This window comes from Duganella sp. 1411, from assembly GCF_017833525.1.
Taxonomy (GTDB): domain Bacteria; phylum Pseudomonadota; class Gammaproteobacteria; order Burkholderiales; family Burkholderiaceae_D; genus Rugamonas.
Genome location: NZ_JAFICD010000002.1, coordinates 984,263 through 1,010,942 on the forward strand (window position 1 = coordinate 984,263; position 26,680 = coordinate 1,010,942).

Annotated in this window: 25 protein-coding genes; 11 read left to right on the forward strand and 14 right to left on the reverse strand. The window is 67.9% G+C overall.

Going from position 1 to position 26,680, the window contains the following annotated elements:
• Window position 1: 1 nt before the first annotated feature.
• From JOD97_RS15950 to JOD97_RS15995, 11 genes are all read right to left on the reverse strand, one after another.
• Complete coding sequence (locus JOD97_RS15950; RefSeq protein WP_209719613.1) at window positions 2–541, reverse strand: TIGR00730 family Rossman fold protein; 540 nt, start codon at window positions 539–541, stop codon at window positions 2–4.
• Entirely contained in the window at window positions 538–1,323 is a 786-nt protein-coding gene (locus tag JOD97_RS15955) for a hypothetical protein (RefSeq protein ID WP_209719616.1), read from the reverse strand. Before JOD97_RS15955 ends, JOD97_RS15950 begins: the two co-directional genes overlap by 4 nt.
• A gap of 15 nt (window positions 1,324–1,338) precedes the next feature.
• Window positions 1,339–2,004, reverse strand: coding sequence for a TetR/AcrR family transcriptional regulator (locus JOD97_RS15960; protein ID WP_090320420.1), 666 nt, complete (start codon window positions 2,002–2,004; stop codon window positions 1,339–1,341).
• 335 nt (window positions 2,005–2,339) lie between these two features.
• The gene (locus JOD97_RS32700) at window positions 2,340–2,612 is read right to left on the reverse strand and encodes a hypothetical protein (protein WP_229264472.1); all 273 of its coding nucleotides are present in this window, start codon (window positions 2,610–2,612) and stop codon (window positions 2,340–2,342) included.
• Entirely contained in the window at window positions 2,528–3,175 is a 648-nt protein-coding gene (locus JOD97_RS15965; RefSeq protein ID WP_229264473.1) for an ABC transporter substrate-binding protein, read from the reverse strand. The genes JOD97_RS32700 and JOD97_RS15965 overlap by 85 nt, the downstream gene beginning before the upstream one ends.
• Before the next feature lie 2 nt (window positions 3,176–3,177).
• A complete protein-coding gene (locus JOD97_RS15970; RefSeq protein WP_209719619.1) occupies window positions 3,178–6,840 on the reverse strand; it encodes an EAL domain-containing protein in 3,663 nt (1,220 codons plus the stop codon).
• 14 nt (window positions 6,841–6,854) lie between these two features.
• Window positions 6,855–8,327, reverse strand: a complete 1,473-nt coding sequence (locus JOD97_RS15975) for a PAS domain S-box protein (protein ID WP_209719622.1) — start codon at window positions 8,325–8,327, stop codon at window positions 6,855–6,857.
• Between the two features lie 72 nt (window positions 8,328–8,399).
• Window positions 8,400–9,338, reverse strand: a complete 939-nt coding sequence (locus JOD97_RS15980; RefSeq protein ID WP_209719626.1) for a triacylglycerol lipase — start codon at window positions 9,336–9,338, stop codon at window positions 8,400–8,402.
• A gap of 207 nt (window positions 9,339–9,545) precedes the next feature.
• A complete protein-coding gene (locus JOD97_RS15985) occupies window positions 9,546–11,177 on the reverse strand; it encodes a GMC family oxidoreductase (RefSeq protein WP_209719629.1) in 1,632 nt (543 codons plus the stop codon).
• Entirely contained in the window at window positions 11,174–11,698 is a 525-nt protein-coding gene (locus JOD97_RS15990) for a hypothetical protein (RefSeq protein WP_209719632.1), read from the reverse strand. Before JOD97_RS15990 ends, JOD97_RS15985 begins: the two co-directional genes overlap by 4 nt.
• Window positions 11,699–11,781: 83 nt before the next feature.
• Complete coding sequence (locus JOD97_RS15995; protein ID WP_209719635.1) at window positions 11,782–12,582, reverse strand: RNA methyltransferase; 801 nt, start codon at window positions 12,580–12,582, stop codon at window positions 11,782–11,784.
• A 200-nt stretch (window positions 12,583–12,782) separates the two neighbouring features.
• On the opposite strand from JOD97_RS15995, the gene JOD97_RS16000 reads away from it, so the two are divergent.
• From JOD97_RS16000 to JOD97_RS16025, 6 genes are all read left to right on the forward strand, one after another.
• Window positions 12,783–13,565 carry an inositol monophosphatase family protein gene (locus tag JOD97_RS16000; RefSeq protein ID WP_090320397.1) on the forward strand — a complete coding sequence of 261 codons (783 nt, stop codon included), beginning with the start codon at window positions 12,783–12,785 and terminating at the stop codon, window positions 13,563–13,565.
• A 213-nt stretch (window positions 13,566–13,778) separates the two neighbouring features.
• A complete protein-coding gene (locus tag JOD97_RS16005) occupies window positions 13,779–15,170 on the forward strand; it encodes a DEAD/DEAH box helicase (RefSeq protein ID WP_209719638.1) in 1,392 nt (463 codons plus the stop codon).
• 248 nt (window positions 15,171–15,418) lie between these two features.
• The gene (gene otnI, locus JOD97_RS16010) at window positions 15,419–16,198 is read left to right on the forward strand and encodes a 2-oxo-tetronate isomerase (protein ID WP_209719641.1); all 780 of its coding nucleotides are present in this window, start codon (window positions 15,419–15,421) and stop codon (window positions 16,196–16,198) included.
• 68 nt (window positions 16,199–16,266) lie between these two features.
• Window positions 16,267–17,034: a hypothetical protein gene (locus JOD97_RS16015; RefSeq protein WP_209719644.1), complete on the forward strand. Its 768-nt coding sequence runs from the start codon at window positions 16,267–16,269 to the stop codon at window positions 17,032–17,034.
• Window positions 17,035–17,052: 18 nt separating this feature from the next.
• Window positions 17,053–17,472 (forward strand): hypothetical protein, encoded by a 420-nt coding sequence (locus tag JOD97_RS16020; RefSeq protein ID WP_209719647.1) that lies wholly within the window; start codon window positions 17,053–17,055, stop codon window positions 17,470–17,472.
• A gap of 70 nt (window positions 17,473–17,542) precedes the next feature.
• Window positions 17,543–17,917, forward strand: coding sequence for a TraR/DksA family transcriptional regulator (locus JOD97_RS16025; RefSeq protein WP_209719650.1), 375 nt, complete (start codon window positions 17,543–17,545; stop codon window positions 17,915–17,917).
• 23 nt (window positions 17,918–17,940) lie between these two features.
• On the opposite strand, the gene JOD97_RS16030 is transcribed toward JOD97_RS16025, so the two are convergent.
• Window positions 17,941–18,300, reverse strand: a complete 360-nt coding sequence (locus JOD97_RS16030) for a hypothetical protein (protein ID WP_209719652.1) — start codon at window positions 18,298–18,300, stop codon at window positions 17,941–17,943.
• A gap of 138 nt (window positions 18,301–18,438) precedes the next feature.
• Window positions 18,439–18,993, reverse strand: a complete 555-nt coding sequence (locus JOD97_RS16035; RefSeq protein ID WP_209719655.1) for a hypothetical protein — start codon at window positions 18,991–18,993, stop codon at window positions 18,439–18,441.
• A 234-nt stretch (window positions 18,994–19,227) separates the two neighbouring features.
• Here JOD97_RS16035 and JOD97_RS16040 point away from each other — a divergent pair, with 234 nt between their 5' ends.
• From JOD97_RS16040 to JOD97_RS16060, 5 genes are read left to right on the forward strand one after another with little or no spacing between them, the layout of a single operon-like run.
• Window positions 19,228–20,964 carry an EAL domain-containing protein gene (locus JOD97_RS16040; RefSeq protein WP_209719658.1) on the forward strand — a complete coding sequence of 579 codons (1,737 nt, stop codon included), beginning with the start codon at window positions 19,228–19,230 and terminating at the stop codon, window positions 20,962–20,964.
• The gene (locus JOD97_RS16045; RefSeq protein ID WP_209719661.1) at window positions 20,961–21,299 is read left to right on the forward strand and encodes a hypothetical protein; all 339 of its coding nucleotides are present in this window, start codon (window positions 20,961–20,963) and stop codon (window positions 21,297–21,299) included. The genes JOD97_RS16040 and JOD97_RS16045 overlap by 4 nt, the downstream gene beginning before the upstream one ends.
• Entirely contained in the window at window positions 21,299–22,177 is an 879-nt protein-coding gene (locus JOD97_RS16050; protein ID WP_209720482.1) for an HDOD domain-containing protein, read from the forward strand. Before JOD97_RS16045 ends, JOD97_RS16050 begins: the two co-directional genes overlap by 1 nt.
• Window positions 22,174–23,634 carry an ATP-binding protein gene (locus tag JOD97_RS16055; RefSeq protein WP_209719664.1) on the forward strand — a complete coding sequence of 487 codons (1,461 nt, stop codon included), beginning with the start codon at window positions 22,174–22,176 and terminating at the stop codon, window positions 23,632–23,634. Before JOD97_RS16050 ends, JOD97_RS16055 begins: the two co-directional genes overlap by 4 nt.
• On the forward strand, window positions 23,631–24,986 hold the full coding sequence (locus tag JOD97_RS16060; RefSeq protein ID WP_209719666.1) for an HD domain-containing phosphohydrolase: 1,356 nt from the start codon (window positions 23,631–23,633) through the stop codon (window positions 24,984–24,986). The genes JOD97_RS16055 and JOD97_RS16060 overlap by 4 nt, the downstream gene beginning before the upstream one ends.
• 111 nt (window positions 24,987–25,097) lie before the next feature.
• On the opposite strand, the gene JOD97_RS16065 is transcribed toward JOD97_RS16060, so the two are convergent.
• Complete coding sequence (locus tag JOD97_RS16065; protein WP_209719669.1) at window positions 25,098–26,423, reverse strand: ATP-binding protein; 1,326 nt, start codon at window positions 26,421–26,423, stop codon at window positions 25,098–25,100.
• Window positions 26,424–26,680: the final 257 nt, after the last annotated feature.

Here is a 26,680-nt window from a genome sequence, read left to right on the forward strand (position 1 = left end):
CCTACGCTTTCAGCAGTTGCAGCAGCGCTTGCGGATCGGTCGCGGACATCATCAGCGCCGCGTGCTGCGGACGGATGAAGCCCTGCCCGCTGGCATGGGCGATGAAGTCGATCAAGCCGTCATAGAAGCCGTCGACGTTGAGCAGGCCGATCGGCTTGGCGTGGATGCCCAGCTGCGACCAGGTCAGCATCTCGAACAGTTCCTCGAGCGTGCCCATGCCGCCGGGCATGGCGATGAAACCGTCCGACAGGCTGGCCATCATGGCCTTGCGCTCGTGCATATCCTTGACGATGAACTGGCGCGTCAGGCCCATGTGGCCCACTTCGCGCTCGACCAGCGCGGTCGGGATCACGCCGGTGACCTCGCCGCCGGCCGCCAGCACGGCGTCGGCGATGACGCCCATCAAACCCACCTTGCCGCCGCCGTAGACCAGCGCCAGGTTCTGGTCGGCCAGCGCCCGGCCCAGCGCGCGCGCCGCCTCGGCGTAAGCGGGCGTGACGCCCGCGTTGGCGCCGCAATACACACAAATCGTCTTCGTCACTGCTGTTTTTCCTCCATCAATTCCTGTCGCGCGGCCTCGACATCGAGGCGCTCCATGGCGTCGCGCGGCGTCATGCCGGCGGCCTGTTCCAGCAAGGCCGTGGCCTCGGCCATTTTCTTTTTACCTTCGAGCAGCGCCAGCGCGTGGCCGTACTGGATGCGCGCGATCGCCGAATCGGGATCGAGCCGCAGCGCCGTCTGGAAGTGGCGGTAGCCCTCCTCCTTGCGGGCGCCGTAGGTCAGGCCGCCGATCATGCCGCCGACCTTGTCGACGATCTCGGTGTGGAACACGCCCAGGCCGACGTGGGCGTCGGCGCGCGCCGGCGCCAGCCGGACCGTCGTCTCCAGGCTGGCGCGCACGCGCGGGCCGAGCCCCTGCGCCAGTCCCTTGACCACCGAGATGCCCAGCGCGTAATAGCCCAGAGCGTAGGCGTGCCAGTAATAGCCGGCCGGGTTGTCCGGCTGCTCGCGCTGCTGGCGTTCGCAGCGCTCGGCCACGCACTCGAAGGTGGCGATGCGTTTTTTCTCGTTCGGCTCCAGATATTGGGCGTAGATGCAGATCGCCTTGTGCGCGACCGAGTAACCGTTGACGCCGACGTCGAGCCCCAGCCGCGCGGCCCGCTCGAACTCGCCGGCGTGGAAGGCGATCCACGCCTGCAGCAGCGCCGGATTGGCGGGGAACGGCTCCAGGTCGCCGCTATGCAGCGCCGGCCAGGCCGCCTTCAGCGCCTCCGGCGTGTAGCGGTAGGCGGGGTCGGGATAGGGGAAAGGGGTCCAGGCCATGGTGTCTCCGGCGGCTCACTTGAGCTTTTTTAGATATTCTTCGGACAGTTTCTGGAACAGCAAACTGGTCTCGTTGCGCAGGTACGGGCCGATCTGCGACAGCACTTGGTAGCAGCCGCGCGCGAGGGCGTCGGCCATCGATTGCTGCTCGCTGTACTTGCGCGGATTGCGCACGTATTCGTACGACAGCCAGTAAGTCGCCACCACCACCATGTTGGTGGCCATGGCGTCGATGGCGGCGTCGGACGCCTCCAGCGATTTTTCGCTGCGCAAGTCCTCGCACAGCTGCTTGGCGACCTTGATCTTGTGCGCCAGGATCTGCTTGAAATGCAGCTCCAGCTTGCGGTTACGCGACAGCAAGTCGTTGAGGTCGCGGTAGAAGAAGCGGTAGCGCCAGATCAGCTCGAACATCAGGTGCAGGTACATCCAGACGTCGTCGATGTTGGAGCGGCGGCCGTTGGGCACGGTGAGGATGCGTTCGATCTCGGCCTCGAACTGGACGAAGATCGAGTTGACGATGTCGTCCTTGTTACGGAAATGGTAGTACAAATTGCCTGGCGAGATGTTCATCTCCTCGGCGATCACCGTGGTGGTGATGTTGGGTTCGCCGAACTCGTTAAACAAGCGCAGGGACAGTTCCAGTATGCGTTCACGGGTGCGGCGGGGTGCTTTTTGTTGCATAGCGAGGATCTCTGTTTATTCTCATGCAAGCATAACACCGATGACGCCAAACTGAGAACACTGGGACCGCTTTCAACGTAAATGAGGGGGGATGGGCGCAAGATAGGCGGTTCTTCGGCGAAAGCCGGGCAAACGCCATGGTGGCCGGACGGCCCCGGCCGCAGCCCGGGCCGACAGACTGGTTAAACTAACAACTGACGGTCAGTCCCCATGGGGGTCAAGTCTAACATTCGTACATGAGCTCGGCAGCTTTGAAACTGCGGCCGAGCTCATGTACGAATGTTAGACTTGACCCCATCCGGTCGCATCCGGTCGCGGCCCTGGAAAGTCGGCGATCACCGCTGCGGGGATGGTTGCGTCGGCGGCGCCGCCACATCCGGCGGCAACTGCGCCGCCGGCAGCCATTTCTGGTGGATCTTCAGGAAGCTGCCGTCGCGCTTAATGTCGCGCAGCGCGTCGGCCCAGGCGGTCACGGTGGCCTCCGGCGTGCCCTTGGAAAACGCGAAATAGACGCCGTCGACGCTCAGGTTGAACGCCAGCTCGACCGCGTCGGCCGGTAGCCGGCCCGCTCCATCGACGCCGGCATCAGTTCCTCGGCGACGAACCACAGGTCGAAGCGCCGGCTCATCAGCATTCTGGCGGCGGTTTCGGCGGTCGTGACCTCGTCGGTGACGTTGTAGCCCATGCGCCGCGGCAGGCTGACGAAGACGGTGCTGCGCTGGCCACCGGCGCGCACCTTGTGCAGGCCAGGATCCCCGCGCCGCAGCTCGTCGAGCCGGCCCTTGACCACGTAGGCCGACACCCGCGTGGTGAACACCGGCCCGACGAAATCGAGGATCGCCTCGCGCTCGGGCGTGCGCACCAGCACCGCCAGCACCACGTTGGGCTCGGCCCTGGCCAGCGCGTTGGCGCGCGCCCACGGAATGATCTCCAGCCGCTCCGGCCGCCCCAGCCGCTCCTGGATGCGCGCCACCAGCTCGACCGCCAGTCCGTCCGGCTGGCCGTCGTGCAGGAAACTGGTCGGCTTGTTTTCCATGCCGTAGATTTTCAGCGGCGCCGGCTGCGGCGCCGGCGCCCGCGCCGCGGCCGGGCCGGCAAGCGGCAGCAGCAACAACAGCGCCAGCCCGCCGGCCAGGCGCGCGCGCTTGCCGCCTTGTCCGGCCGCGGCCATCGTCAGGCGGAGGCCTGGACCGCGTCGGCGATGCGCAGCGGGCCGTGCGCGCGCGCGTGCAGGCGGAAGCCTTCGCGGATGTTCTCGCGTAGCACCGCGCCCTTCCACGGCTTGGTGTAGAAGCGGTCGATGGCGCCGTGGTTGATGGCGGCCATGATCGGCGTCAGGTCGGCGTAGGCCGACAGCATGATGCGGAAGGTGTCCGGGCACAGGTTCTTGACCCGCTCCATGAACTCGGTGCCGCTCATCAACGGCATGCACTGGTCGCACAGGATCACCTGCACCCGGTGCTTGGCCAGGATGTCGAAGCCCTCGGCCGCCGTCTGCGCCGTCAGGATGCGGTAGCCGTCCTGCGACAGGAAGTCGGTCAGCACGTCGAGCATGAAGGCGTCGTCGTCGACGATGAGCAGGGTTTGCTGCTCGAGCACCGCCTCGTCCACCGGCGCCTGCAACTGGCGCCCCTCGCCCATCATCGCTTCGAACTCCTCCTCGGGCAGCGGCCGACTGAAGAAATAGCCCTGCATCTCGTCGCAGCCGTGCCGGCGCAGGTAGGACAGCTGGGCGTCCTTCTCCACGCCCTCGGCGATGACCTCGAGCTTGAGGCTGTGCGCCATGTTGATGATGGCCAGCACGATGGCGGCGTCGTCCGGGTTGCTGGTGACCTCGCGCACGAAGGCGATGTCGATCTTGAGCTTGTCGATCGGGAAGCGCTTCAGGTACGCCAGCGACGAGTAGCCGGTGCCGAAGTCGTCGATCGAGATCTTGATGCCCAGCGCCTTGAGGTTTTGCAGCACGGTGATGGTCTCTTCCGCGTTCGACATCAGCGAGCTCTCGGTCAGCTCCAGCTCCAGCAGCTCGGGGGCGATGCCGTGCTCCTTGATGGCGCGCAGCACCTCCTCCTCCAGTCCGCCGACGAAGAACTGGATGCCCGAGACGTTGACCGACAGGTGCACCGCCCAGCCGTGGTTGCGGCGCCAGTCGGCGATCTTGCGGCAGGCCTCGTGGATCACCCACGAGCCGACCCGCACGATCAGGCCGGTCTCCTCGAGGATGGGGATGAACAGCGCCGGCGAGACCATGCCGTGGCCGGGCCGCCGCCAGCGGATCAGCACCTCGGCGCCGCTGATGCGCCCGTTGCCGATGTGCACCTTGGGCTGGAAGTGCAGCACGAACTCGTGGTTGTCGATGGCGCGCCGCAGCGCGTTCTCCAGGTCCAGCCGCGCCAGCGATTGCGCGTTCATCTCGGCGGTGAAGAAGCGGAAGGCGTCGCGCCCGGCCTCCTTGGCGCGGTACATGGCCGTGTCGGCGTACTGGATCAAGGTGTCGGGGTCGTTGCCGTCGTCGGGGAACACGGCGATGCCGATGCTGGCCGTGACCGTCACCTCGTGCCCCTTGAGGTCGAACGGCCGGCGCATCGAGTCGCGGATCTTGTCGACCACGGCGATGGCGTTCTGCGCGCCCTCGGGCAGCATCAGGATCGCGGCGAACTCGTCGCCGCCGAAGCGGCCGATGGTGTCGCGCACCCGCAGGCAGTCGACCAGCCGGCTGGAGAACTGGCGCAGCAGCTCGTCGCCGATGGTGTGGCCCAAGGTGTCGTTGACGTTCTTGAAGCGGTCGACGTCGAGGAACAGCACCGCCAGCGACCATTTGTGCTCGCTGGCCTGGCGCAGCGAGTGCATCAGCGAGTCGTAGAACTGGCTGCGGTTGGGCAGGCCGGTCAGGGTGTCGAAGTGCGCCAGTTTCAACAGCCGCTGCTCGGCCTCCTTGCGCTCGGTGATGTCGCGCGCCACCGCCACCAGGATCCAGCTCGGCCCCGAGCGCAAGGTGCGCCGCTGCACCTCGACCGCCAGCGGCCGGCCGTCGCGGCATTGCAGCAGCAGCTCGGTCATGGCGCCGCTCTGGTCGCCCGCCAGCAGTTTCTCGTACAGCTCCTCGAGCTTGCGCAGGTCGCCCTCGGCCGCCACGCCCGGGCCGATCTTGAGGAAGTCCTCGCGCTCGTAGCCGAGCATGCGGCAGGCGGTGGCGTTGACGTCGACGAAGCACATGCCGGCGCGGTCGACCAGGAAGATGGCGTCGGCGGTGGCGTCCATCGCCAGGCGGAAGCGGCGCAGGTCCTCGTCGAGGCGGATGCGGGCATTCATGTCCGAGGTCAGCTGCGCGTGGTGGCGCTTGATCTCCTCGTACAGCAGCAGGTTTTCGTAGGCCACCGAGATCTGCGCGGCCACCGTGGCGGCGACGCGCTCGTCGACCTCGGAGAAGCCGTCGGCGCCGAGCTTGTCGACCAGGTACAGCCAGCCGTGGGTGCGCTCGCGCGAGGCGATCGGCACGCCCAGGAACGAGTGCACCGGCGGATGGCCGGCCGGCAGGCCGATCGTCGCCGGATCGCCGTCGAGGTCGTTGATGCGGCACGGCAGGCGCTGGTCGAGCAGGCCGCGCAGCACGCCGGCGCGCGGCGACTGGGCGATCTGGCGGATCGGCACGCCGGCGCCGCAGCTGGCGTAGTAACTGAGCTCGGTCGCGCCGGTCTCGAGCACGCCGATGCAGGCGTACTTGGACACGCAGATGTTCTGCGCCACGCGGCAGCCGATCTCCACCAGCGAGCGCGGGTCGCGCTCGGTGCCCAGCTCGATGCCCAGCTCGATCAACGCGGTCAGCCGCAGGCTCACCGCCTGGAGGCTCGACAGGGAACTCGACAGCCGCTGCGTCATCAGCGACAGGTGCTCGGGCGCGCCCTCGTCGGCCTCGGCCGCGCCGTGGGCGAAGCGCGAGATCAGCTGGCTGCTCGATTCGAGCTCGCCCAGGTACTCGGCCACCTTGTCGTCGATGTTGTGGAAGCGCCCCTCCTGCGGCGGCTCGGGCGCGAAGGCCGGCAGGTCGGCCTCGCCGTCGCCCTCGCCGGCCACGGCCAGCCCCAGCGCCTCGTGCACGGTGCGCAGGATCACGTCCGGATCGGACGGCTTGGGCAGCACCCAGCGCACGCCGCACGACTGCGCCACGGCCATCGCCTCGCGCTCGCGGTAGGTGGCGGTGTAGAAGATCACCGGCACGTCGGCCGTCTCCGGATTGCCGTGCATGCGGGTGACGAACTCGTAGCCGTCCATGTTGGGCATCAGGATGTCGGAGATCACCAGGTCGGGCCGCTCGGCCAGCACCATTTTGAGGCCCTCGGCGCCGTTGGAGGCCTCCAGCAGGCGGTGGCCGCCGTAGCCGAGCAGGGTCATCAGGAACTCGCGGTTGAGCACGTGGTCATCCACGATCAGGATCGTGGCGATGTCGTTTTTAGGCGGGGTCGACATCTCCCCGCCTAAAAAAGACTCGATTTGCGTCACGAAGGTGTCCGGCTCGATCGGTTTGCCGATGTAGCCGTCGAAGCCGGCCTCGAGCAGGCGCTCGCGGTCGCCCACCATCGCCAGCGCCGTCACCGCCAGGGTCGGGATGTGGCGCACCCGCTCGTCGCCCTTGAGCGCGGCCACCACGCCGTAGCCGTCGAGCTTGGGCAGGTGGACGTCGCAGATGATCAGGTCGGGCAGCTCGCGCAGCGCGGCGGCCACGCCGGCCTCGCCGTCGGCGGCCGACAGCGGCGCGTAGCCGAACGCGCGCAGCAGATAGACCATCAACTCCATGTTGGTGGCGTTGTCCTCAATTATCAGTATTCGTGCCGACACCTTTGACCCCCTTGTCATGACTCCAGCGGCAGCGCCAGTGTAAAAATACTGCCGACGCCATACTCGCTGTCAAACAAAATTTCCCCATGCAACAGGGCCGCCAATTTCTGGCTCAAATGCAGCCCCAGTCCCGTGCCCTCGAACTGGCGCATCGAACTGGCTTGCAAACGCGATACCGCCTGGTGCCGACCGCCCTGACCGGCGTCGGCGCCGTTGTCGCTGATGTTGATCGTGACGCAATCGCGGGCGCCCACCGTGGCCGCCTCCAGCCGCACCCGCACCGCGCCGCTGTCGGTGAACTTGATCGCGTTGTCGACCAGGTTCATTAAAATCTGCTGCAGCGCGCGGCGGTCGGACTTGACCGTCAATTCATGGTCGGAATCGACCAGCACCAGCTCCAGCCCCTTGTTGCGCGCCTGCGGCTGCGACAGCGCCAGCACCTCGTCGATGACGGGCCGGCACTGCAGCGGCACCAGCTCGAGCTCGACCTTGCCCGACTCGATCCGGGTCAGATCGAGCAGGTCGTTGATCAGCGACAGCAGGTGGCGCGCGCTGCTTTGCACCGTCCGCAACTGCTTGGCCTGCTCCGAATTGATGGGCCCAGGCAACTTCATCAACATGGTACCGGTAAAACCGATGATCGCGTTCAGCGGCGTCCTGAGCTCGTGCGACATGCCACCGAGGAAGCGGTCCTTGGCCGCCACCGCCTTGGCCAGCTCGACATTCTTTTCCTGCAGCGCCAGCTCGATGCGGCGGCGCTCGCTGACGTCGCGGATCGCGCTCATGAACAAGGTGCCCTCGTCCGTCGCGACCGGGCTCAGGCTGATCTCGACGGGGAACTCGGCGCCGTCGCTGCGCAGGCCGTACAAGTCGCGCCCGCTGCCCATCGGCCGCGGCGACGGCCGCGCGCCATAGTCGGCCCGGTGCGCCTGGTGGACCTGGCGGAAGCGCGCCGGCATCAGCGTCTCGAGCAGCGCGCCGCGCAACGCCCCGTGCGCGTAGCCGAACATCTCCTCGGCCCGGCGCGTGGCTAGCACCACGCGGCCGCTGGCGTTGGCGATGATGATCGCGTCCGGCATCAACTCGAGGATGCCGTCGAAGCGCGCCTCGACCAGCTTGGCGTCGCGCACCACCTTGAGCGCGGTGACGTCCTTCTTGCTCCACAAAATATACTCGGGCGCGCCGGCGGCGTCGCGCAGCAGCTTGCTGGTGCTGTCGATGTACACCAGCGCGCCGTCCTTGGCGCGGCGCACCGACTCGTAGCTGGCCGCGCCGGCGTCGAGCGTCTGGCGCGTCACCGCGCCGCCATCGTCCCGCCCTGGCAACTCGATCAGATCGGCCAAGGTGCGGCCGACCGCCTCCGCGCTGCTGTAGCCGAACACCGTGCGCGCGCCGTTGGTCCAGTACACCACTTCGCCATCGAGACGGGTGACGACCACCGCGTCGGGGGTCTCGTCGAGGATCAGGGTTCCGAAGTCTATCGCCATCGTTGCACCTTGTTTACTGTACTTCATACGAGTAACCATACAGCAACAAATCACGCAAAAAATCACACAAAATCACACAGGTGTTGCGGTTTTGATTTCCGCCAGCGCGCAGCGCATGATTTCCGGGTGCCGGCCCAGCGCGACATGGCCGACCGCGCCGAACACCAGGTTGCGCGCGCCGGGCAAATCGCTCGATTCCTGGGGCGCGACGATGTTGTCGTGGACAGAATAAATCGACGAGAATAATTGGCGTTGCAAATAAGCCTCAGTGGCCGCCAGCGACGCCAGCCATTCGCTGTCGCGCCGCATTTGCACGGCGTTACTTCCAGGACCGAAGCCGGCCAAGGCGGTGCCGTGATGCGGCGTGCCCAGCGTGATCACGCGGGCGATGCGCGCCGCGCCGTGGCGGCGCAGATACGCGCGCGCCACCAGCCCGCCCATGCTGTGCGCCAGCACGATCACTTGCGTGCTGCCAGTGGCCTCGCACAGGCGCTCGACGGCCGCGTGGACCTGCGGCACGAAGTCGTCGATCGGCGCGCCGGGCGGCTCGAGGTCGACGCCGTAGTGGCTGATGCCGGCGCGCGCCAGCAGCTTGCTCATCGGAAGCCAGTAGCCGCTGTTGCAGGCGTAGCCGTGGATCAGCAGCACCGGCAGGCCGCGCGCGCGCGGCTGCAGCCGCATGCCCAGCGGTCGCAGCATGTAGTAGGAGGACGTCAGCATCGAGGAGAAAAATTCATGCGCGAACAGCCTGGCCGCGCCGCGCCGATCGAGCGCGTGGGCGGCCGGCGTGGCGCCGCGCCCGCGCCGGCTCAGGCGGAAGTTATTGGCGTTGATGAGCAGCCGCACCAGCAGCACGGCCAGCGCCGCGACGGCCAGGCAGGCCAGCGCGGGCCAGGGCGCGCCGGACGCGGCGCGCCATGCAGGATGCCACCAACGGTACAAGGCGTACGCCAGCGCCAGCAGCGCGCCGATCTGTATCGCCAGCAGCAGGATGAGCAATCGTTTGATCATGTCTCATCATACTCCGCGGCGCGGGCGGCGGCAGGGGGTCAAGCGAACGGAACACTAGTCGGATCGGTGACGGCCCTGGCGATTGGGGGGGCCGGCGGTCACGCGGGCATGGCGGATTACGCTGCGCTAATCCGCCCTACGTGTTTGCGCGTCATTGTTTGCGTGTTTGCGCGTCATTGTTTGCGCGTGATTGTTCGTGCGTCATTTTTACGTTGCGCGCAGGCGCGACGCCAGGGCGCTGGCCAGGCGCGCCGCCACGCCGTATACCGATAGCTGCGGATTGGCGCCGATCGACGTCGGGAACAGCGAACCGTCGTGCACCGACACATTGCGCAGCCCGCGGTAGCGGCCTTCGTCGTCGGTCACGCCCAGCCGCTCGTCGCCCGCCATCGCGCAACCGCCCATCACGTGCGCCGACACCACGCGCGTGGCGAGCAGCTTGAAAGGCAGCGCGGCGATCGCCGCCCGCGCCTGCGCCCAGCTGGTGTATTCGTCCGCCGCCTCGTGCACCGGCATCACCGTTTTGGCGCCGGCCGCGAACTGGATCTCCGCCATGCTCAGCAAGGCGCGCCGCGCGCCGTCCCACAGGTAGTCGCCGATCGGATAGTCGAGCAGCGCCGCGCCGTCGTCGGCCAGCGCCACGCTGCCGCCCGGCGCGTCGGCGTGGAAGCCGTCGCGCAGCAGCGCCAGCAGCGCCTGCGCGTGCGGGAATTGCGCCATCATGCGCGCGTGCCGGGCGCCGAAGCCGGCCATCGTGGTCGCCATCAGCACCGGATGCAGCGGCGGCGCCTCGAGCTTGTAGCCGATGGCGCCGTCGATGGTGTCGACATGCAGGAAATGGTCCGAGTAGACCGACTGCGGCGCGCCGGCATAGGCGTCCACCCGTTGGCCGAAGATGGCCGCCGAGACCAGGGTCGGATGCAGGAAGGTGCGCTTGCCCAGCAAGCCGTGCGGATCGGGCGCGACGGAGCGCAGCAGCAGCGCCGGCGTGTTGATGGCGCCGCCGGACAGCACGAAATGCATCGCTTGCAGCGTGATACGGCGCCCGGTCGGCGCCAGGCCGGCGGCGTCCAGCGCCACGCATTCGAGCCGCGCCACCTTGTCGCCCTTGATCACCAGCCGTTCGGCGCGCGCGCGCGTGAGCAGGGTCGCGCCCATTTCCAGCGCCGCCGGTATCGTCGTCACCAGCATCGACTGCTTGGCGTTGGTCGGGCAGCCCATGCCGCAGTAGCCGAGGTTCCAGCAACCGTTGACGTTGCGGCGGATGATGCCGGTCGCGATGCCCAGGCTGGCCGCGCCGCGCCGCAGCACGTCGTTGTTCTGGTTCGGCGGCGGCGCCCATTCGGCGATGTTGAGGCGGCGCTCCATCATGCCGAACCACGGCGCCATCGTCTCCGGCGTGTACCCGGCCAGCGCGTAGTGCTGGTTCCAGTACGCCAGCGTGGCGGGCGGCGTGCGGAAGCTGCTGGTCCAGTTGACCGTGGTGCTGCCGCCGACGGTGCGCCCCTGCAGGATGTTGATGCCCTTGTCGCGCGTCTTGCGCGCTGCCGACTCCTGGTACAGCGCCGGATAGGCGTCGGCCTCGCGCATCTTGAAGTCGCTCGACGACTTCAGCGCGCCCTCCTCGACGATCAGCACGCGCAGGCCGGCGCGCGCCAGGATCTCGGCCGTCACGCCGCCGCCGGCGCCGCTGCCGACGATGACCACGTCCGCCTCCAGCGCCAGGTCGTGGTCCAGCCGCGCGCAGTCGGTCACCTGCCAGCCGGCGGCCAGCCCGGCCTGGATCGGGTCGGGGATCGGGCCCTTGCCGCTGGCGATGGGGATGTTGGTGGTGCTCATGCGAGCTCCTTGATCGGACCCGGGTAGCCGATCGCCGCCCAGTTGGCGGGCTGCGCGTACCAGGCGCCGATGATCAGGTCGTGCAGCGCGTGGTAGGCGGTTTGCGGCGTGCGCAGGCGGTGCCGGCGCCAGCGTTGCAGGAAGGCGTCGACGTCGGCCGGGGCGGCCCGCTCCCAGCCGCCCGCCACGCCCGCCAGCAGGCGCCGCACCGGCGCCAGCGACAGCATGCCGAACAGGTCGCGCACCTGTTTTTGCGAGGCCAGCGGCAAGCCGGCGATGGCGGTGCCGACCTGGCCGACGGCCTGCTCGATCGCGCTGGCGCGGGCGGCGGGGTCGGTGGGCAGCACTGGTCCCAGCATGGATGGGATCAGCGCCGCGAGCAGGGTTGCGGCGGCGGCGTCGGGCACAAAGCGTTGGGCCGGCGTCGGCGCGTAGGCCAGGCGGTAGACGGCGCCGCCGGCGGCGAGCACGATCGCGCCGGCCACGCCCAGCTTGAGGAAAGATCTGCGGCTTGAAGGCATGTGTCCCCCACCCTTTGATATTGTTGCCGTTTTGAGCGCCGTCGCGACGCACGCAATGGCCGATTACGCTGCGCTAATCCGCCCTACGTGTCCCCGTGGTTTTTTTGCTTGCCGGTCATGTGGCGCGCGATGCCGCGCAGGATGTTGACCTCTTCCTTCTCCAGCTGCGCGCGGGCGAACAGCCGCTTGAGCCTTGGCATCAGTTTGCGCGGGTTGCCGGCATCCAGAAACCCGATCTCCACCAGCGCCTGCTCCAGATGCTGGTACATGCCCTCGATCTGCGCCAGGCTGGCCGCCTCGCCGTGGAAGCCGATGTCGTTGGCGTCGCCGGCCGGCTGGCGCGGCGTGTGGGTGACGCCGGCGCCGTCGAGCACCGCCATCCGGCATTCGTAGGCCAGCACCTGCGCCGCCTGCGACAGGTTCAGCGACGAGTACTCGGGATTGGCCGGGATGTTGATGAGCACATTGCATTTTTCGACCAGCTCGTTCGGCAGGCCGAAGCGCTCGTTGCCGAAGATCAGCGCCGCGTGCAGTGCCGGCTGCGCCACCAGCTGCGTCGCCAGCTGGCGCGGCGTCAGCACCGGCGGCGAAAATTCGCGCAACCGCGCCGACACGGCGGCGGCGAAGTTGATGCCGTCGAGCGCCTCGGCCATGCTGCCGACCACCCGCGCGCCGGCCAGGATATCCTGCGCGCCGCTGGCGAAGGCGACCGCCTCCGGGTCTTGCGCGGCGTTGTCGAAACGGGGCGCGACCAGCACCAGGTCGCTGTAGCCCATGGTTTTCATGGCGCGCGCGGCGGCGCCGATATTGCCGGCCCGGCTGGTTTCGACCAGAATAAATCGCAGCCGCGTGAAAAGATTGGTGTTGATTTCGGGCAGGTTCATTTAAAATAGCGCTATTGCGCGGTATCGATACAATAACTTCAACCTTGCGGCCCGGCCAACAGCCTGCCCGCGAACCCGGATTTTACCCTGTCGGCGCCGCTCCGCTCTTTAATTCACTCTTGTTCCCTGACGCGCCGCCGCGGCCCCGACCGCCGGTGGGCGTTAGCGTTCTTTTAACGGAAAAGCTTAACATGCACCCAATGCTCAACACGGCGATCAAAGCCGCCCGCCGCGCCGCCGCCGTCATCAACCGCGCCTCGTTCGACCTCGACCGCGTCATCGTGACCGAGAAAAACCACAAGGATTTCGTCACCGACGTCGACCAGGCCGCCGAACAGGCGATCATCGAGGTGCTGTCCAAAGCCTATCCCGACCACGCCTTCCTGGCCGAGGAATCGGGCCCGTCCAAGAACGCCAACGACGAGACGGAATACACGTGGATCATCGATCCGCTCGACGGCACCACCAACTTCATGCACGGCTTCCCGCAATACTGCATCTCGATCGCGCTGTCGCAGCGCGGCGTGATCACCCAGGGCGTCATCTACGACCCGGTGCGCAACGACCTGTTCACCGCCACCAAGGGCGCCGGCGCCTACCTGAACGACAAGCGCATCCGCGTCACCAAGCTCGACCGCATCGCCAACGCCCTGCTCTCGACCGGCTACCAGGCCGGCAACGCCAAGGCGCTCGACGAATACCTCAAAATGTACGGCATCATGGCCGAACGCTCGCACGGCGTGCGCCGTCCGGGCAGCGCCGCGCTGGACCTGGCCTACGTGGCCGCCGGCCGCCTCGACGGCTTCTACGAAAAAGGCTTGAAGCCGTGGGACATCGCCGCCGGCTCGCTGATGGTGACCGAGTCGGGCGGCATCGTCGGCGAGTTCAACGGCGAGTCGGACTACCTGTACAAGGGCGACATCATCGCCGCCAGCCCGAAGATCTTCGGCCAGATGGTCGGCCTGCTGACGCCGTTCGCGTGATTTGCGCCCCATAACGGGGCGCGCGGGACAAACTGTTACAAAAAAAGGGGGCTTCGGCGCCCTTTTTCATTTCCCATTTGAAACTTCAAGCGGACATAGCTGTTATACTGCTAGCTGCGGCATCTGACCAGTCCTTTGCGCCGCAATCCAAAAATCCGATTGCCTGCGACTGGCGCCCAAGAGGCGACAGGCCGATCTTCATATAAAGTTACCATGTCATTTACCTCCCTCGGTTTGTCCGACGCTATTGTCCGTGCTGTCACCGAAACCGGTTACACCACGCCGACCCCGATCCAACTGCAGGCGATCCCCGCGGTACTGAACGGCGGCGATTTGCTGGCGGGCGCGCAAACCGGCACCGGCAAGACCGCCGGCTTCACCCTCCCGCTGCTGCAACGCCTGTCGACCGACGCCAACGGCGCGGCGCAGACCAGCAACACCAGCCAGCGCCCGATCCGCGCCCTGATCCTGACCCCGACGCGCGAACTGGCGGCGCAGGTCGAGGAAAGCGTGCGCACCTACGGCAAGTACACCAAGCTGAACTCGACCGTGATCTTCGGCGGCGTCGGCATCAACCCGCAGATCAAGCAGCTCAAGCACGGGGTCGACATCCTGGTGGCCACGCCGGGCCGCCTGCTCGACCACATGGAACAGCGCACCGTCAACCTGTCGCAGGTGGAAATCCTGATCCTGGACGAGGCCGACCGCATGCTCGACATGGGCTTCATCCGCGACATCAAGAAAGTGCTGGCGGCGCTGCCGCCGAAGCGCCAGAACCTGCTGTTCTCGGCCACCTTCTCGGACGAGATCAAGGCGCTGGCCGACGGCCTGCTGAACAAGCCGGCGACGATCGAAGTGGCGCGCCGCAACTCGACGGTGGAAGTGATCGCGCAAAAGATCCACCCGGTCGACCGCGACAAGAAGCACCCGATGCTGGCGCACCTGATCAAATCGAACAACTGGTCGCAGGTGCTGGTGTTTACGCGCACCAAGCACGGCGCCAACAAGCTGGTCGAGCAACTGGGCGGCGACGGCATCGGCGCCATGGCGATCCACGGCAACAAGAGCCAATCGGCGCGCACCAAGGCGCTGTCCGAGTTCAAGGACAACAAGCTGCAAGTGCTGGTGGCGACCGACATCGCCGCGCGCGGCATCGACATCGACCAGCTGCCGCACGTGGTTAACTACGACCTGCCGAACATTCCGGAAGACTATGTGCACCGCATCGGCCGCACCGGCCGCGCCGGCGCCACGGGCGAGGCGGTGTCGCTGGTGTGCGTGGACGAGCACGACATGCTGAAGGACATCGAAAAGCTCATCAAGCAAACCCTGCCGCGCGAAGTGATCCCCGGCTTCGAGCCGGACCCGAACGCGCGCGCGCAGCCGGTGCAACTGCGCAGCGGCGGCGCCGGCCATCGCAACGGCGGTGGCGGGGGCCGTAGCGGCGGCGGTGGCGGCCAGGGCCGCGCCAAGACCGGCGGCGGCGGTGGTGGCGGCGGCAAGCCACGCGCGCCGGGCAGCGGCGGCAACGGTGGCGGTCCGCGCACCGGCACCAGCGCCCCGCGCGGCGCGGCGCCGCACCGCTCGGGCGGTCGCGGCCGATAAGCCAGCGTCCAATGCAAAGCCGTTCAATGCAAGTTGAGCGGCTTTTTTTTGGGGGTCAAGTCTAACATTCGTACACGTGCTGGACCGTGCTGCTGATGAGGCCGTGTTGGAATGTTAGACTTGCCCCCCCTCGGTGGATGAGGCCGTGTTGGAATGTTAGACTTGACCCCCTCGGTGGGAAAGGTTTTTTGTGTGGGCGGGCAAATATCGATTACGATATCGGATTGCTAACGCTATCCGGACCGTCCATGCCCCGCTTCGCCGCCAACCTGTCGATGATGTTCACCGAGGTCCCCTTCCTCGACCGGTTTGCGCTGGCGCGCGAGGCCGGCTTCGATGCCGTCGAATTCCTGTTTCCGTACGCCTACCAGAGCGGCGAGATCGCCGAACGCTTGCGGCGTCATCAGCTGCAGTTGGTGCTGTTCAACCTGCCCCCCGGCGATTGGGACGCCGGCGACCGCGGCATGGCCTGCGATCCGGCCCGCGCCGACGAGTTCCGCGCCGGCGTGCCGGCCGCGCTCGATTACGCCGCGGCGCTCGGCGTCGGCCTGCTGCATTGCATGGCCGGCAAGCCGCCCGCCACCCTGCCCCGCGACGCCGCGCACGCCACCTATGTCGATAACCTGCGCTACGCCGCCGACCTGGCCCGCCCGCGCGGCATCGACCTGCTGATCGAGCCGATCAACCATTTCGACATGCCCGGCTATTTCCTCAGCCGCAGCGCCCAGGCGCTCGAGATCATCGCCGAGGCCGATCGTCCGAATCTGTTTTTGCAATACGACATCTATCACATGCAGCGCATGGAAGGCGAACTGAGCAACACTATCCGCGCCAACCTGCCGATGATCAAACATATGCAGATCGCCGACACCCCCGGCCGCCACGAGCCGGGCACCGGCGAGATCAATTACCGCCACCTGTTCGCGCTGATCGACGCGCTCGGCTACACCGGCTGGCTCGGCTGCGAGTACCTCCCCGCCGGCGACACCATCGCCGGCCTCGACTGGCGGCGCGCGCTGACACCGTAAGCTGTGCATTCGCAAGACAGCCGCCAATACCCGGCGCAACAATAGTCCAAACCCCTTGAGGAGCACCCATGAAACTGCCGCGTCTTTTCCTGTTACTCGGATTGCTGGCCCTGCTCGGCGGTTGCGCCAGCAGCACGCCGCGCATGGCCGAGGTGCGCGCCTTCGCCGCGCAAGCGCCCAAGCTCAACGCCTACCATGAACTGACCGAGCGCTACCGCACAACCTACCAGCGCGAACAGCCGTTCCTGAGCGCCGACGCCGACGCCCGCGAAGCCGAGCTCGACGCCCGGCGCAGGCAGGCGTGCGACGATTTCGTCAAGCTGCAATACGGCGTGCAAGCCTATATGCAGACGCTCGGCGTGCTGGCCGGCGACCAGGAGTACGATCTGCGCGATCAGATCAAGACCGTCAGCGGCGGCATCAAGGCCTGGCCCGACTCCGGCATCGAGGAACGCCACGTCAACGCCTTCGCCAACCTGACGCGCCTGCTGGCGCGCGCCATCGCGGCGCCGGCCCAGGAGCGCGCCGTCAACCAGGTACTGCGCGAGGCCGAGCAACCGATGCAACAATTGCTCGACGCCATGGGCACGCTGCTGCGCCTGTACGACAAGTCCAGCGACAACGAGGAGCGCATCGTCATCGGCATGCTCGAGTCGGAGATCCCCTTCCTCGATCCCAAGCGCGACCGGTTGCTGACGGCGCTGGCCAAGAGCCAGCAGCAAAACAAAACCGCCGAGTACCGCCTGATCGGCCTGCGCCAGACCCAGGCGCGGAACAACCTGGCGGCGATCGAACAGAGCCACCGCGCGCTGCTCGAGCAGATCCCGCAACACTAAGCCCAACCAGGAGCCGTGATGACAACCAATTCCACCCAGAAGGACATCGAAGCGCTGGCCGACAGCCTGTCCGCCAGCGCCGACGCGCTGCACACCCGCCTGATGAGCGCGCTCCGCCAGAAGCCGCCGGCCATCGCCCAGCCGGTGGCGCAGGCGCTGTTCGAAAACGAGGTGGCGCTGCGCCAACGCGCCAACGGCCTGTACCTGGAGGCGGCGGTGCTGGCCGCGAGCGGCCTGGGCGGCGCGCAGCAACAGCTGCTGGACGTGACCGCGCACGCGCAGGACAAGATCCGCAAGATCGAACACGTCAAGGATTTGATCCAGCTGACCGGCGAGCTGCTGTCGCTGGCGGCGGCGATCGCCGCCGGCAAACCGGACCGCCTGGCCGCGCCGTACGAAAACCTCAAGCACCACCTGGAGGCGATGGACGCCAAGTAGGCGCTGGCGCCCGCCATCGGATCGAACAAAACCACCCGCGCACCGGTCCAAGACGTAAGGAGCGCGCGGCATGAACGGACTGGAAGAACAACAATGGCAAGCCTTGCGGGCGCGGCTGGAGCGGGCCCGCAATGCCTTGCTCAGCCAACTCGCGGACGATCTGGACCGCGACACCGACGTGCGCCTGCCGCCGCCGCACGAGGCCGAGGCCTCGCCGGCCGACAACGCCAGCCAGCGCACCCTCAACGCCCTGGTGCACGAGACGGCGGCCCACACCAGCAAACAATTGTCGATGGTCAGGCAGGCGCTGGCCAAGTTCGACGACCTCAGCTACGGGCTGTGTGAAAACTGCGGGGAGGAAATCGGCTTCTCGCGGCTCGACGCCCGGCCGGAGGCGCGCCTGTGCATCCTTTGCCAAACGCGGATGGAGCAGCGCCGCCGCTGACGCCCATCGTTGATCGCGGCGCCTCACTCATCGAGCCACGGCTGGCCGCGGATCTGCGCCACCTGGCGCCGCACCATCAGGCGCCACAGCTGCAGTGCGGCCGCCTGCGGCAGCGCTTTCATCGTGCGCGGATCGGCCAGCGCGATCTCGCGGTCGCGGTCCGACCATTCGGCAAAGCGCACCGCGCCGCCGCCGGCGACCTCCAGCTCGTACATCAAGCCATCGTCATAGCCGAAGCGCAGCACCGCGCTGGCGGGACCGCCATCGGGCCCGGCCGCCTGGCCGCCATACACCTCGGCCAGCGCGGCCGCCAACTGCGCCTCGGACGGCGCCGCCACCGCGCGGCCGTCCGCGCGCGTGAGCTCTAGCCAAGCCTGTGTCATCGCCGCCTCCCCATGCGAACGCGGACACGGCGGTCCGGCGTTGCAGTCGATTGTAGCAACGATCACGCCGGAATTCGCGCCCGCGCCCGCACAATTCCGGCCGCGCAACAACACCGCCGGCCCGGCGACGCCTGCCGCTCAGGCCGGCACGGGCCGCGAATTCGGATTGAAATCGCGCCAGTCGCCGGCGCTGATGTGGCCCTCGGCGCGCTCGACATCCCGGGCGCCGAGGCCGCGCAACACGTCGAGCGCGCGCTGCTCCTGGCCGCTGTCGGCCACCTCGACGGCGATCATCATGCCCGACTTGCGCGGCGCCCGCAGGTTCTCGGCGCTGCCCTCCTCGGCCTCGCCGGCGTCCTTCATCTTGGAAAAACTAAACAGCGAACCGACGTGCGCGCCGACCAGCGCGCCCACCACCGGCCCCAGCGGGCCTGCCACGGGAATCGCCGCGCTGCCGGCCACCGCCCCGGCCACCGCGCCGGTGGCGCCGCCCTGCACCACGCCCTCGTCGGTCTCCTTGGCGCCGGGCGATTTGTCATGGTCGCCGCCGAGCTCGTACATATCGTGCTGCCCCGGCGGGTTGACGTAGAACGCGCTGATGCGATCGGCCGCGAAGCCGGCGCGCAGCAGCGCGATGCGCGCGTCCGCGATTTCGTCCTGCAACTGGAAATGCCCCGCAATAATATTGCTCATGCTGTTCTCCCTGGTTTCGACCGAAGCCCGATGTGCGCAATATGCCCCGGGACGGCGCGCGTTTCCGTGCGCTTACGCACTGTCGCCGCATGCCAGGCGGCGCGCCGGCCGAATGTGCCCTGCGTGCAACGCCTTCATACCGAGTGACAACTAAACGTGGCCAAGACGTATAATCGACCCCGTAACGGCAGAGTAATTTTGCAGCCATTCGCTTGCATTTCAATAGGAACGCCGATGATTACCGCCCCTTCTCCGCGGCCTCTTTCCGCGCCGGCCGCCGACGCCGACGCCAGCGTCGCCGCGCCCGCGCCGAAGCTGGCGTCGCCGCCCGGCGGCGACGACGCCGACCTCGGCGCCGGCCTGCGGCGGGCGCTGACGTCGGACGAGCTGGTGCTGCTGTACCAGCCGCTGGTCGATCTGCAAACCGGCGCCGTGGCCAGCCTGGAGGCGCTGGTGCGCTGGCGCCATCCGCTCCACGGCTTGCTGGCTGCGCGCGAATTCCTGGCGCTGGCCGACGCCGCCGGCCTGGCCGGCGCCATCGACGAATGGGTGCTGGCGCGCGCCTGCCGCGACCTGCGCGCGTGGCACGCGGCCGGCCTGGAACAGCTGAAGGTGGCGATCAACGTCGCCCCCAGCCAGTTCCGCGATCCGGCCTGCGGCGCCAGCGTGGCGGCCATGCTCAAGGAGTGCGGCATCGCGCCCGACATGCTGACCCTGGAGGTGACCGAGAGCGCGCTGACCCAGGCCGGCGCCGAGTGCGACGCGCGCCTGGCCGGCTTCAAGGCCTCGGGGCTGAGCCTGACCCTGGACGACTTCGGCACCGGCTACGCCTCGCTGAGCAACCTGAAACGCTATCCGTTCGACGCGCTCAAGATCGACGCCCACTTCATCCGCGACGTCGTCACCAGCGGCCACGACGCGGCCATGTGCAAGACCCTGATCGCGATGGCGCACCATCTGGGCATGAAGGTGGTGGCCGAGGGCGTCGAGACCGAGGCCCAGTGCGATTTCCTGCGCCGCAATATGTGCGACCTGATCCAGGGCTACTTCTTCTCGCCGCCGCTCGCCGCCGACGAGGTCGGCCATCTGCTGGCCGGCGGCCGCGCGCTGGCGCCGCACCTGCGGCGCATGCACAAGCCGCGGCGGCGCCTGCTGCTGGTCGACGACGAACCGAACATCGTCTCCGCGCTCAAGCGCCTGCTGCGCGCCGACCAGTACGAGATCCACACCGCCAACGACGGCCAGCAGGGCCTCGAGCTGCTGGCCCGGCAACCGGTCGACGTCATCATCTCCGACCAGCGCATGCCCGGCATGCTGGGGGCCGACTTCCTGCGCAAGGCCAAGCAGCAGTACCCGGAGACGATCCGCATCATGCTGTCGGGCTACACCGAACTGCAGTCGGTCACCGACGCCGTCAACGAGGGCGCGATCTACAAGTTCCTCACCAAGCCGTGGGACGACGAACTGCTGCGCGGCCACGTGGCCGAGGCCTTCCGCCTCAAGGAGATCGCCGACGACAACCAGCGCCTGAACCTGGAGGTGCGCAGCGCCAACCGCGAGCTGGCCGCCGCCAACCGCCAGCTGGAGGAATTGCTGCTGGAAAAGCAGCGGCAGATCCGCCGCGACGAGGTCAGCCTGAGCGTGGCGCGCGAGTTGCTGCAGCACCTGCCGCTGCCGGTGATCGGCATGGACGACGCCGGCATGATCGCCTTCATCAACGGCGCCGCCGAGGGCTTGTTCCGCCACAGCGGCGCGCTGCTGGGCAACGAGGCCAGCAGCGTGCTGCCGCAACTGTTCGCGCCGCCGGCCAGCGGCCCGGTGGCCGGCGAACCGCCGCGCCACGCCAGTCCCAGCCGCCACCTGGCCGACATCGACGGCCGGCGCTACGCGGTGGTGGTCTATCCGATGGGCGAGAGCTCGGCCTCGCGCGGCAGCCTGATCACGCTGAGCCTGACCGGGGAGGCGCCATGAACGCCGGCGCCAAGTCGGCCGAGATCGACCTCGAGCAGGCCGCCGCCGGCATGGTGCTGGCCAGCGCCCTGCTCGACGCCCACGGCGGCGTGCTGCTGCCGCAGGACGCCGCGCTGACCGACGCCATGCTGGCGTCGCTGCGCCGGCGCGGCGTGCAGCGCTGCGTGGTGTGGGCCGCCGACGAGGCCGCCGAGGTCGACCCGGCGCAACTGGCGCGCGAGCGCGAGCGCCGCGTGCAACGGCTGGAGCGGCTGTTCCGCCACAGCGCCGACGACGCCGGCGGCGCCGCGCTGCTGCGCGTGCTGCGCGCCTACCGCGAACGGGACCCGGCGTGATCGCGGCCGACGACATCATCAAATGCGTGCGCGACCTGCCGTCGCTGCCGGCGGTGGTGGCCGAACTGCTGGCGACGATGGAGCAGGAGGACATCGACACCCACGTGCTGGCGGCCAAGATCGCGCTCGACCAGGCGCTCACGGCCAAGACGCTGCGCCTGGCCAACTCGTCGTTCTACGGCCTGCAGTCGAAGGTCACCACGATCCAGCAGGCCATCTCGGTGCTCGGCTTCCACAGCATCCGCACGCTGGTGACGGCGTGCTCGGTGACGGCCAGCTTCGCCCCCGTCAAGGACGTCGAGTTCGACTTCCAGGCGTTCTGGCGCCACGCCATCGGCAGCGCCGTGTGCGCCCGCGTGCTGGCGCCGCGCTGCGGCGTCAACCCGGACACCGCCTTCACCGCCGGCCTGCTGCACGACCTCGGCACCCTGGTGCTGTGCACGCGCTTTCCGGCCGACTACCGGCGGGTGCTGGCCTACCGGCGCGAACACGACTGCGTGACCTCGGCCGCCCAACTGGCCGTGTTCGGCATCGACCACGCCGCCGTCGGCAGCGCGCTGACGGCGCACTGGAAATTCCCGCAACAAATCCAGGCGGCCGTGGCCGGCCACCACCTGGCCGAGGAGGCGGCCGCACGACCGGGCACCGGGGCGGGCGCCCGCAGCCCTGCCCGCCCGGCGCCGACCCTGACCACGGTGATCTACCTGGCCAACATCCTGGCCCACGCGCTCGACATGTCGGGCCAGGAGGACGACCAGGTGCCGCCGCTGTCGCTCGAGGTGTGGGGCGCGCTGGACCTGGACGACGGCGCCTGGGCGGGCGCGTTCGCCGAGGCCGAGCAGCTGTACCACGACATGTGCCAGACCCTGACCCCATGAGCCACGCGACCACGTCCCTGCTGGCCGACGACGGCGGCGACATCGCGCTGTCGGCGTTTTTCGACGGCCATCCGGTGGCCACCTTCGCCATCGACACCCACCACGTGATCACCCACTGGAACCACGCCTGCGAGCAGCTGCTGGGCTGGTCCCGGGCCGACATGATCGGCACCGCCAACCACTGGCAGGCGCTGTACGCCCGGCCGCGGCCGCTGCTGGCGGACTTGATCATGGGCGGCCCGTCGCCCGAACTCGAGCGCGAGCTGGAGCACTACTATCCGGGCAAGTGCAAGCGCTCGCCGCTGATCCCGGGCGCCTACGAGGTCGAGGAATTCTTCCCCAACATCGGCGCCAGCGGCCACTGGCTGCATTTCACCGCCGCCCCGCTGCGCGACGGCCAGGGCCGGGTGGTCGGCGCCATCGAGACCCTGCGCGACGTCACCGAGCGGCGCGTGGCCGAGAACGCGCTGCGGCGCGCCCACGACAACCTCGAGCACGTGGTCGAGAAGCGCACCGGCCAGCTGGCCGAGATGAACGCCAAGCTGCAGGAGGACATCGCCCAGCGCCTGCTGGCCGAGGCCGAGCTGCGCCGCAGCAACCTCGAGTTGACCGAACTGAACCAGCAACTGTCGCGCGCCCAGCAGCAGTTGCTGCAGGCCGACAAGCTGGCCTCGATCGGCCAGCTGGCGGCCGGCGTGGCGCACGAGATCAACAACCCGATCGGCTACATCTTTTCCAATTTCCGCACGCTGCAAAACTATCTGGACCAGCTGTTCGGCATGCTCGACGCCTACCAGCGCGCCGAGCCGTCGCTGTCGGCGCCGGACGCGGCCGCCTTGCGCGCGATGCGCGAGCGCATCGACCTCGACTTCCTGCGCCAGGACATCCCGACCCTGATGGCCGAATCGGGCGAAGGCATCGTGCGGGTGCGCCACATCGTCCAGGACCTGAAGGATTTCTCGCGCGTGGACGCCAACCAGGAATGGGTCTGGGCCGACCTGCACCGCGGCATCGACTCGACCCTCAACATCGTCAGCAACGAGGTCAAATACAAGGCCGACGTCATCAAGGAATACGGCGACATCCCGGACATCCAGTGCCTGCCGCTGCAAATCAACCAGGTGGTGATGAACCTGATCGTCAACGCCGCCCACGCGATCGGCGACGCGCGCGGGCGCATCACCGTGCGCACCGGCCGCGACGGCGAGCACGTCTGGCTGGAAGTCGGCGACAACGGCAGCGGCATCGCGCCGGACACCGTCTCGCGCATCTTCGACCCCTTCTTCACGACCAAGGCGATCGGCAAGGGCACCGGCCTGGGCCTGTCGCTGGCCTACGGCATCGTGCAAAAACACAACGGCAGCATCGACGTCGACACCGCGCTCGGCCAGGGCACCCGCTTCCGCGTGCGGCTGCCGATCAGCCAGACGGCCGCCACCGAGGACCCCACCCCATGAATCAAGCGCCGCTTTCCCCGTCGACGCCGTCGCTGTCGCCCAACGCCCCGCCGGCGCCGGCCACCGTGCTGTGCGTCGACGACGAGCCCAACATCCTGTCGTCGCTGCGGCGCCTGTTCCGCGCCAACGGCTACCGCGTGCTCACCGCCGAGGGCGGCGCGCTGGGCCTGCAGGTGCTGGAAAAGGAGGCGGTCGACCTGGTCATCTCCGACATGCGCATGCCGGAGATGGACGGCGCGCGCTTCCTGGCGCAGGTGCGCGAACGCTGGCCCGACACGTTGCGCATCCTGCTGACCGGCTACTCCGACATCCAGTCGATCCAGGACGCCATCAACTGCGGCGAGATCTACCGCTACATCACCAAGCCGTGGGAGGACAGCGACATGCTGTTGCTGGTGCGCCACGCGCTCGAGCGCCGCCAGCTCGAGCTCGACAAGCAGCGCCTCGAGGCGCTGGCGCTGCGCCAGAACGAGGAGCTCAAGCTGCTCAACCAGAGCCTCGAGGCCAAGGTCGAGGCGCGCACCAAACTGCTCAAGGTCGAGCACGAGGCGACGGTGGCGGCCAACAACAAGCTCAAGACCAATTTCGTCACCACCATCAAGATTTTCTCGACCATGATCGAGCTGCGCGCGCACAACCGGCCCGGCCACGCGCGCCAGGTGGCCGACCTGGCGCGCCAGCTGTGCGTGCGCCTCGAGCTCGACGCCAAGGAAAGCCAGGACGTGTTCATCGCCGCGCTGCTGCACGACATCGGCAAGATCGGCTTTAGCGACGACATGCTGTCGACGCCGCTGACGATGCTGACCGGCGACGCGCTGGGCCTGTTCCGCAAGCATCCGATCCGCGCCGCCGAGCTGCTGATGCCGCTCGAGGAGCTGCGCGGCAGCGCCGCCATCCTGCGCGCCCAGCTCGAACGCTTCGACGGCAACGGCTTCCCCGACGGCCTGGCCGGGCTGGCCATTCCGCTCGGCGCCCGCATCCTGTCGCTGGCGGTCGACTACTACAACCTGCAGCAGGGCGGCATGGTGCAGCGCCACCTGCGCCCGGACGAGGCCAAGTCGCTGATCCTCGACGCCAGCGGCAAGCGCTACGATCCGAACGTGGTGGCGGCGTTCCGCCAGGTCATCGACGGCGGCGCCGGCCCCGGCGCCGGCCTGGCCGGGGTCGAGGTGCTGTCGGGCGAATTGTTGCCCGGCATGGTGCTGGCGCGCGACCTGGTCAGCCGCGACGGCCTGATGCTGCTGACGGCCGACCACACGCTCGACGCCCGCATGATCCAGCAGGTGCAGGACTTCGAAAGCAAGAGCGGCGGGCGGCTGTCGATCTGGGTGCGCAACCCCAAGGGCGAGTGACAACACCGGTGTTTTCTGTTTTCGTAGGGCGGATTAGGCGGAACGCCGTAATCGGCCATGGATGAGCCGTCGGCGACGCATGCATGGCCGATTACGCTGCGCTAATCCGCCCTACGTTTTCGCTTCCGACGCCTGCGGCGGGCGCACCGGCAGGTGCACCGTGAAGCGCGTGCCCTGGCCGACCACCGAGGCGACGTCGATGCGCCCGCCGTGGCGGTTGACGATGCCGTAGGACAGCGACAAGCCGAGGCCCGTACCGCTGCCGACCGGCTTGGTGGTGAAGAACGGTTCGAAGATGCGATTGAGGTTGGCCGGCTCGATGCCGACGCCGTTGTCGCCGATCTCGACCCACACCCAGCCGTCCGGCCCGCTGCCCTCGGTGCCGGTGCGGATCGTGATGACGCCCTGCTCGCGCAGCGCGTGGGCGGCGTTGACGAGCAGGTTCATGAACACCTGGTTCAGTTGCGAGGCCAGGCAGGTGACCTGCGGCAGCACGCCGTACGCCTTGTCGACCCGGGCCTTGTACTTGATCTCGTTGCTGACGATGGTCAGCGTGCTGTCGAGGCCGTGATGCAGATCGGCCACCTGCCATTCGGTCTCGCCCACGTGGGAAAAATCCTTGAGCGCCTGGACGATGTCCTTGACCCGCTTGAGCCCGTCCATCGACTCGCGCACCAGGTCGGTCACGTCCTCCTTGAGGAATTCCAGGTCGGCCTGGCTGCGCAGCGCGGCCATCTGGGCCGTCAGGGTCGGATGGGCGGCGGCCGCCTGTTCATATTTGTCTATCACGCCGAGCAAGGTGCCGACATAGTTCTTCAGCGAGCTCATATTGGAGTTGACGAAGCCGACCGGATTGTTGATCTCGTGGGCGATGCCGGCGGCGAGCTGGCCGATCGACGCCATCTTCTCCGATTGCAGCAACTGCTCGTGGGCGCTGCGCAATTCGCCGATCAGCTGCTGCTGCTCGATGCCGCGCGCCTGCAGCGCCTCCTCCATCAGCTTGCGCTCGGTGATGTCGGTGAGCGAGCCGATCACCTCGAGCGGCGCGCCCTTGTCGTCGCGGATCAGGCGCAGCGAATCGTGCATCCACAGGTAGCTGCCGTCGTGGATGCGGAAGCGGTACTCGTAGGCGCGCTGGCCCTCGGTGAACACCAGCGCCAGACTGGAGAAGATGTTGGGGGCGTCGTCCGGATGGATGTGGTCGAACCAGAAATTGGGGTCGGCCACCATCTGCTCGGGCCGATAGCCGAGCACGTTGTAGGCGTTGTTGCTGACGAAGGTCATCTTGAAGTCGCCGCTGGGCACGGTGCAATAGATGATGGCCGGGGTATTGTCGACCAAGTACTGCAGCCGCACGATGGGCGACGCCGCCTCGGCCGGCGCGGCGCGCGGCGCGGCGGCATCGGAGGAGAATAATTCGAACTCGTCAAATTGCATGGTGATACCCTCGCTGGCGTCCCACATGGAAACTAATTATGCCTGAAGGATGATCACGTGGGGCGGATTAGCGTGCCCCGCACGCTAATCCGCCCTGGGGGCCCAACGTTGAAGAGGCCCACCGCACGGTAGGCCTCAGAGCGAAGCGTAATCCGCCATGCATGCGTCGCGACGGCTCATGCAGTGGCGGATTACGGCGTTCCGCCTAATCCGCCCTACGTGCCCCCACGAACCGCGACCGTTAGTAGCCCCGCGAT

Bases quoted from the DNA above. Each gene is read 5' to 3' on its own strand.
- JOD97_RS16045 (WP_209719661.1), top strand. From the start codon at position 20,961: ATGAACGCCGGCGCCAAGTCGGCCGAGATCGACCTCGAGCAGGCCGCC.
- JOD97_RS16020 (WP_209719647.1), top strand. From the start codon at position 17,053: ATGACAACCAATTCCACCCAGAAGGACATCGAAGCGCTGGCCGACAGC.
- JOD97_RS15975 (WP_209719622.1), bottom strand. From the start codon at position 8,327: ATGGCGATAGACTTCGGAACCCTGATCCTCGACGAGACCCCCGACGCG.
- JOD97_RS16035 (WP_209719655.1), bottom strand. From the start codon at position 18,993: ATGAGCAATATTATTGCGGGGCATTTCCAGTTGCAGGACGAAATCGCG.
- JOD97_RS15955 (WP_209719616.1), bottom strand. From the start codon at position 1,323: ATGGCCTGGACCCCTTTCCCCTATCCCGACCCCGCCTACCGCTACACG.
- JOD97_RS15985 (WP_209719629.1), bottom strand. From the start codon at position 11,177: ATGAGCACCACCAACATCCCCATCGCCAGCGGCAAGGGCCCGATCCCC.
- JOD97_RS16005 (WP_209719638.1), top strand. From the start codon at position 13,779: ATGTCATTTACCTCCCTCGGTTTGTCCGACGCTATTGTCCGTGCTGTC.
- JOD97_RS16025 (WP_209719650.1), top strand. From the start codon at position 17,543: ATGAACGGACTGGAAGAACAACAATGGCAAGCCTTGCGGGCGCGGCTG.
- otnI (WP_209719641.1), top strand. From the start codon at position 15,419: ATGCCCCGCTTCGCCGCCAACCTGTCGATGATGTTCACCGAGGTCCCC.
- JOD97_RS16060 (WP_209719666.1), top strand. From the start codon at position 23,631: ATGAATCAAGCGCCGCTTTCCCCGTCGACGCCGTCGCTGTCGCCCAAC.
- JOD97_RS16055 (WP_209719664.1), top strand. From the start codon at position 22,174: ATGAGCCACGCGACCACGTCCCTGCTGGCCGACGACGGCGGCGACATC.
- JOD97_RS16065 (WP_209719669.1), bottom strand. From the start codon at position 26,423: ATGCAATTTGACGAGTTCGAATTATTCTCCTCCGATGCCGCCGCGCCG.
- JOD97_RS16015 (WP_209719644.1), top strand. From the start codon at position 16,267: ATGAAACTGCCGCGTCTTTTCCTGTTACTCGGATTGCTGGCCCTGCTC.
- JOD97_RS15960 (WP_090320420.1), bottom strand. From the start codon at position 2,004: ATGCAACAAAAAGCACCCCGCCGCACCCGTGAACGCATACTGGAACTG.
- JOD97_RS16000 (WP_090320397.1), top strand. From the start codon at position 12,783: ATGCTCAACACGGCGATCAAAGCCGCCCGCCGCGCCGCCGCCGTCATC.
- JOD97_RS16030 (WP_209719652.1), bottom strand. From the start codon at position 18,300: ATGACACAGGCTTGGCTAGAGCTCACGCGCGCGGACGGCCGCGCGGTG.
- JOD97_RS16040 (WP_209719658.1), top strand. From the start codon at position 19,228: ATGATTACCGCCCCTTCTCCGCGGCCTCTTTCCGCGCCGGCCGCCGAC.
- JOD97_RS15990 (WP_209719632.1), bottom strand. From the start codon at position 11,698: ATGCCTTCAAGCCGCAGATCTTTCCTCAAGCTGGGCGTGGCCGGCGCG.
- JOD97_RS15995 (WP_209719635.1), bottom strand. From the start codon at position 12,582: ATGAACCTGCCCGAAATCAACACCAATCTTTTCACGCGGCTGCGATTT.
- JOD97_RS15965 (WP_229264473.1), bottom strand. From the start codon at position 3,175: ATGGCCGCGGCCGGACAAGGCGGCAAGCGCGCGCGCCTGGCCGGCGGG.
- JOD97_RS15980 (WP_209719626.1), bottom strand. From the start codon at position 9,338: ATGATCAAACGATTGCTCATCCTGCTGCTGGCGATACAGATCGGCGCG.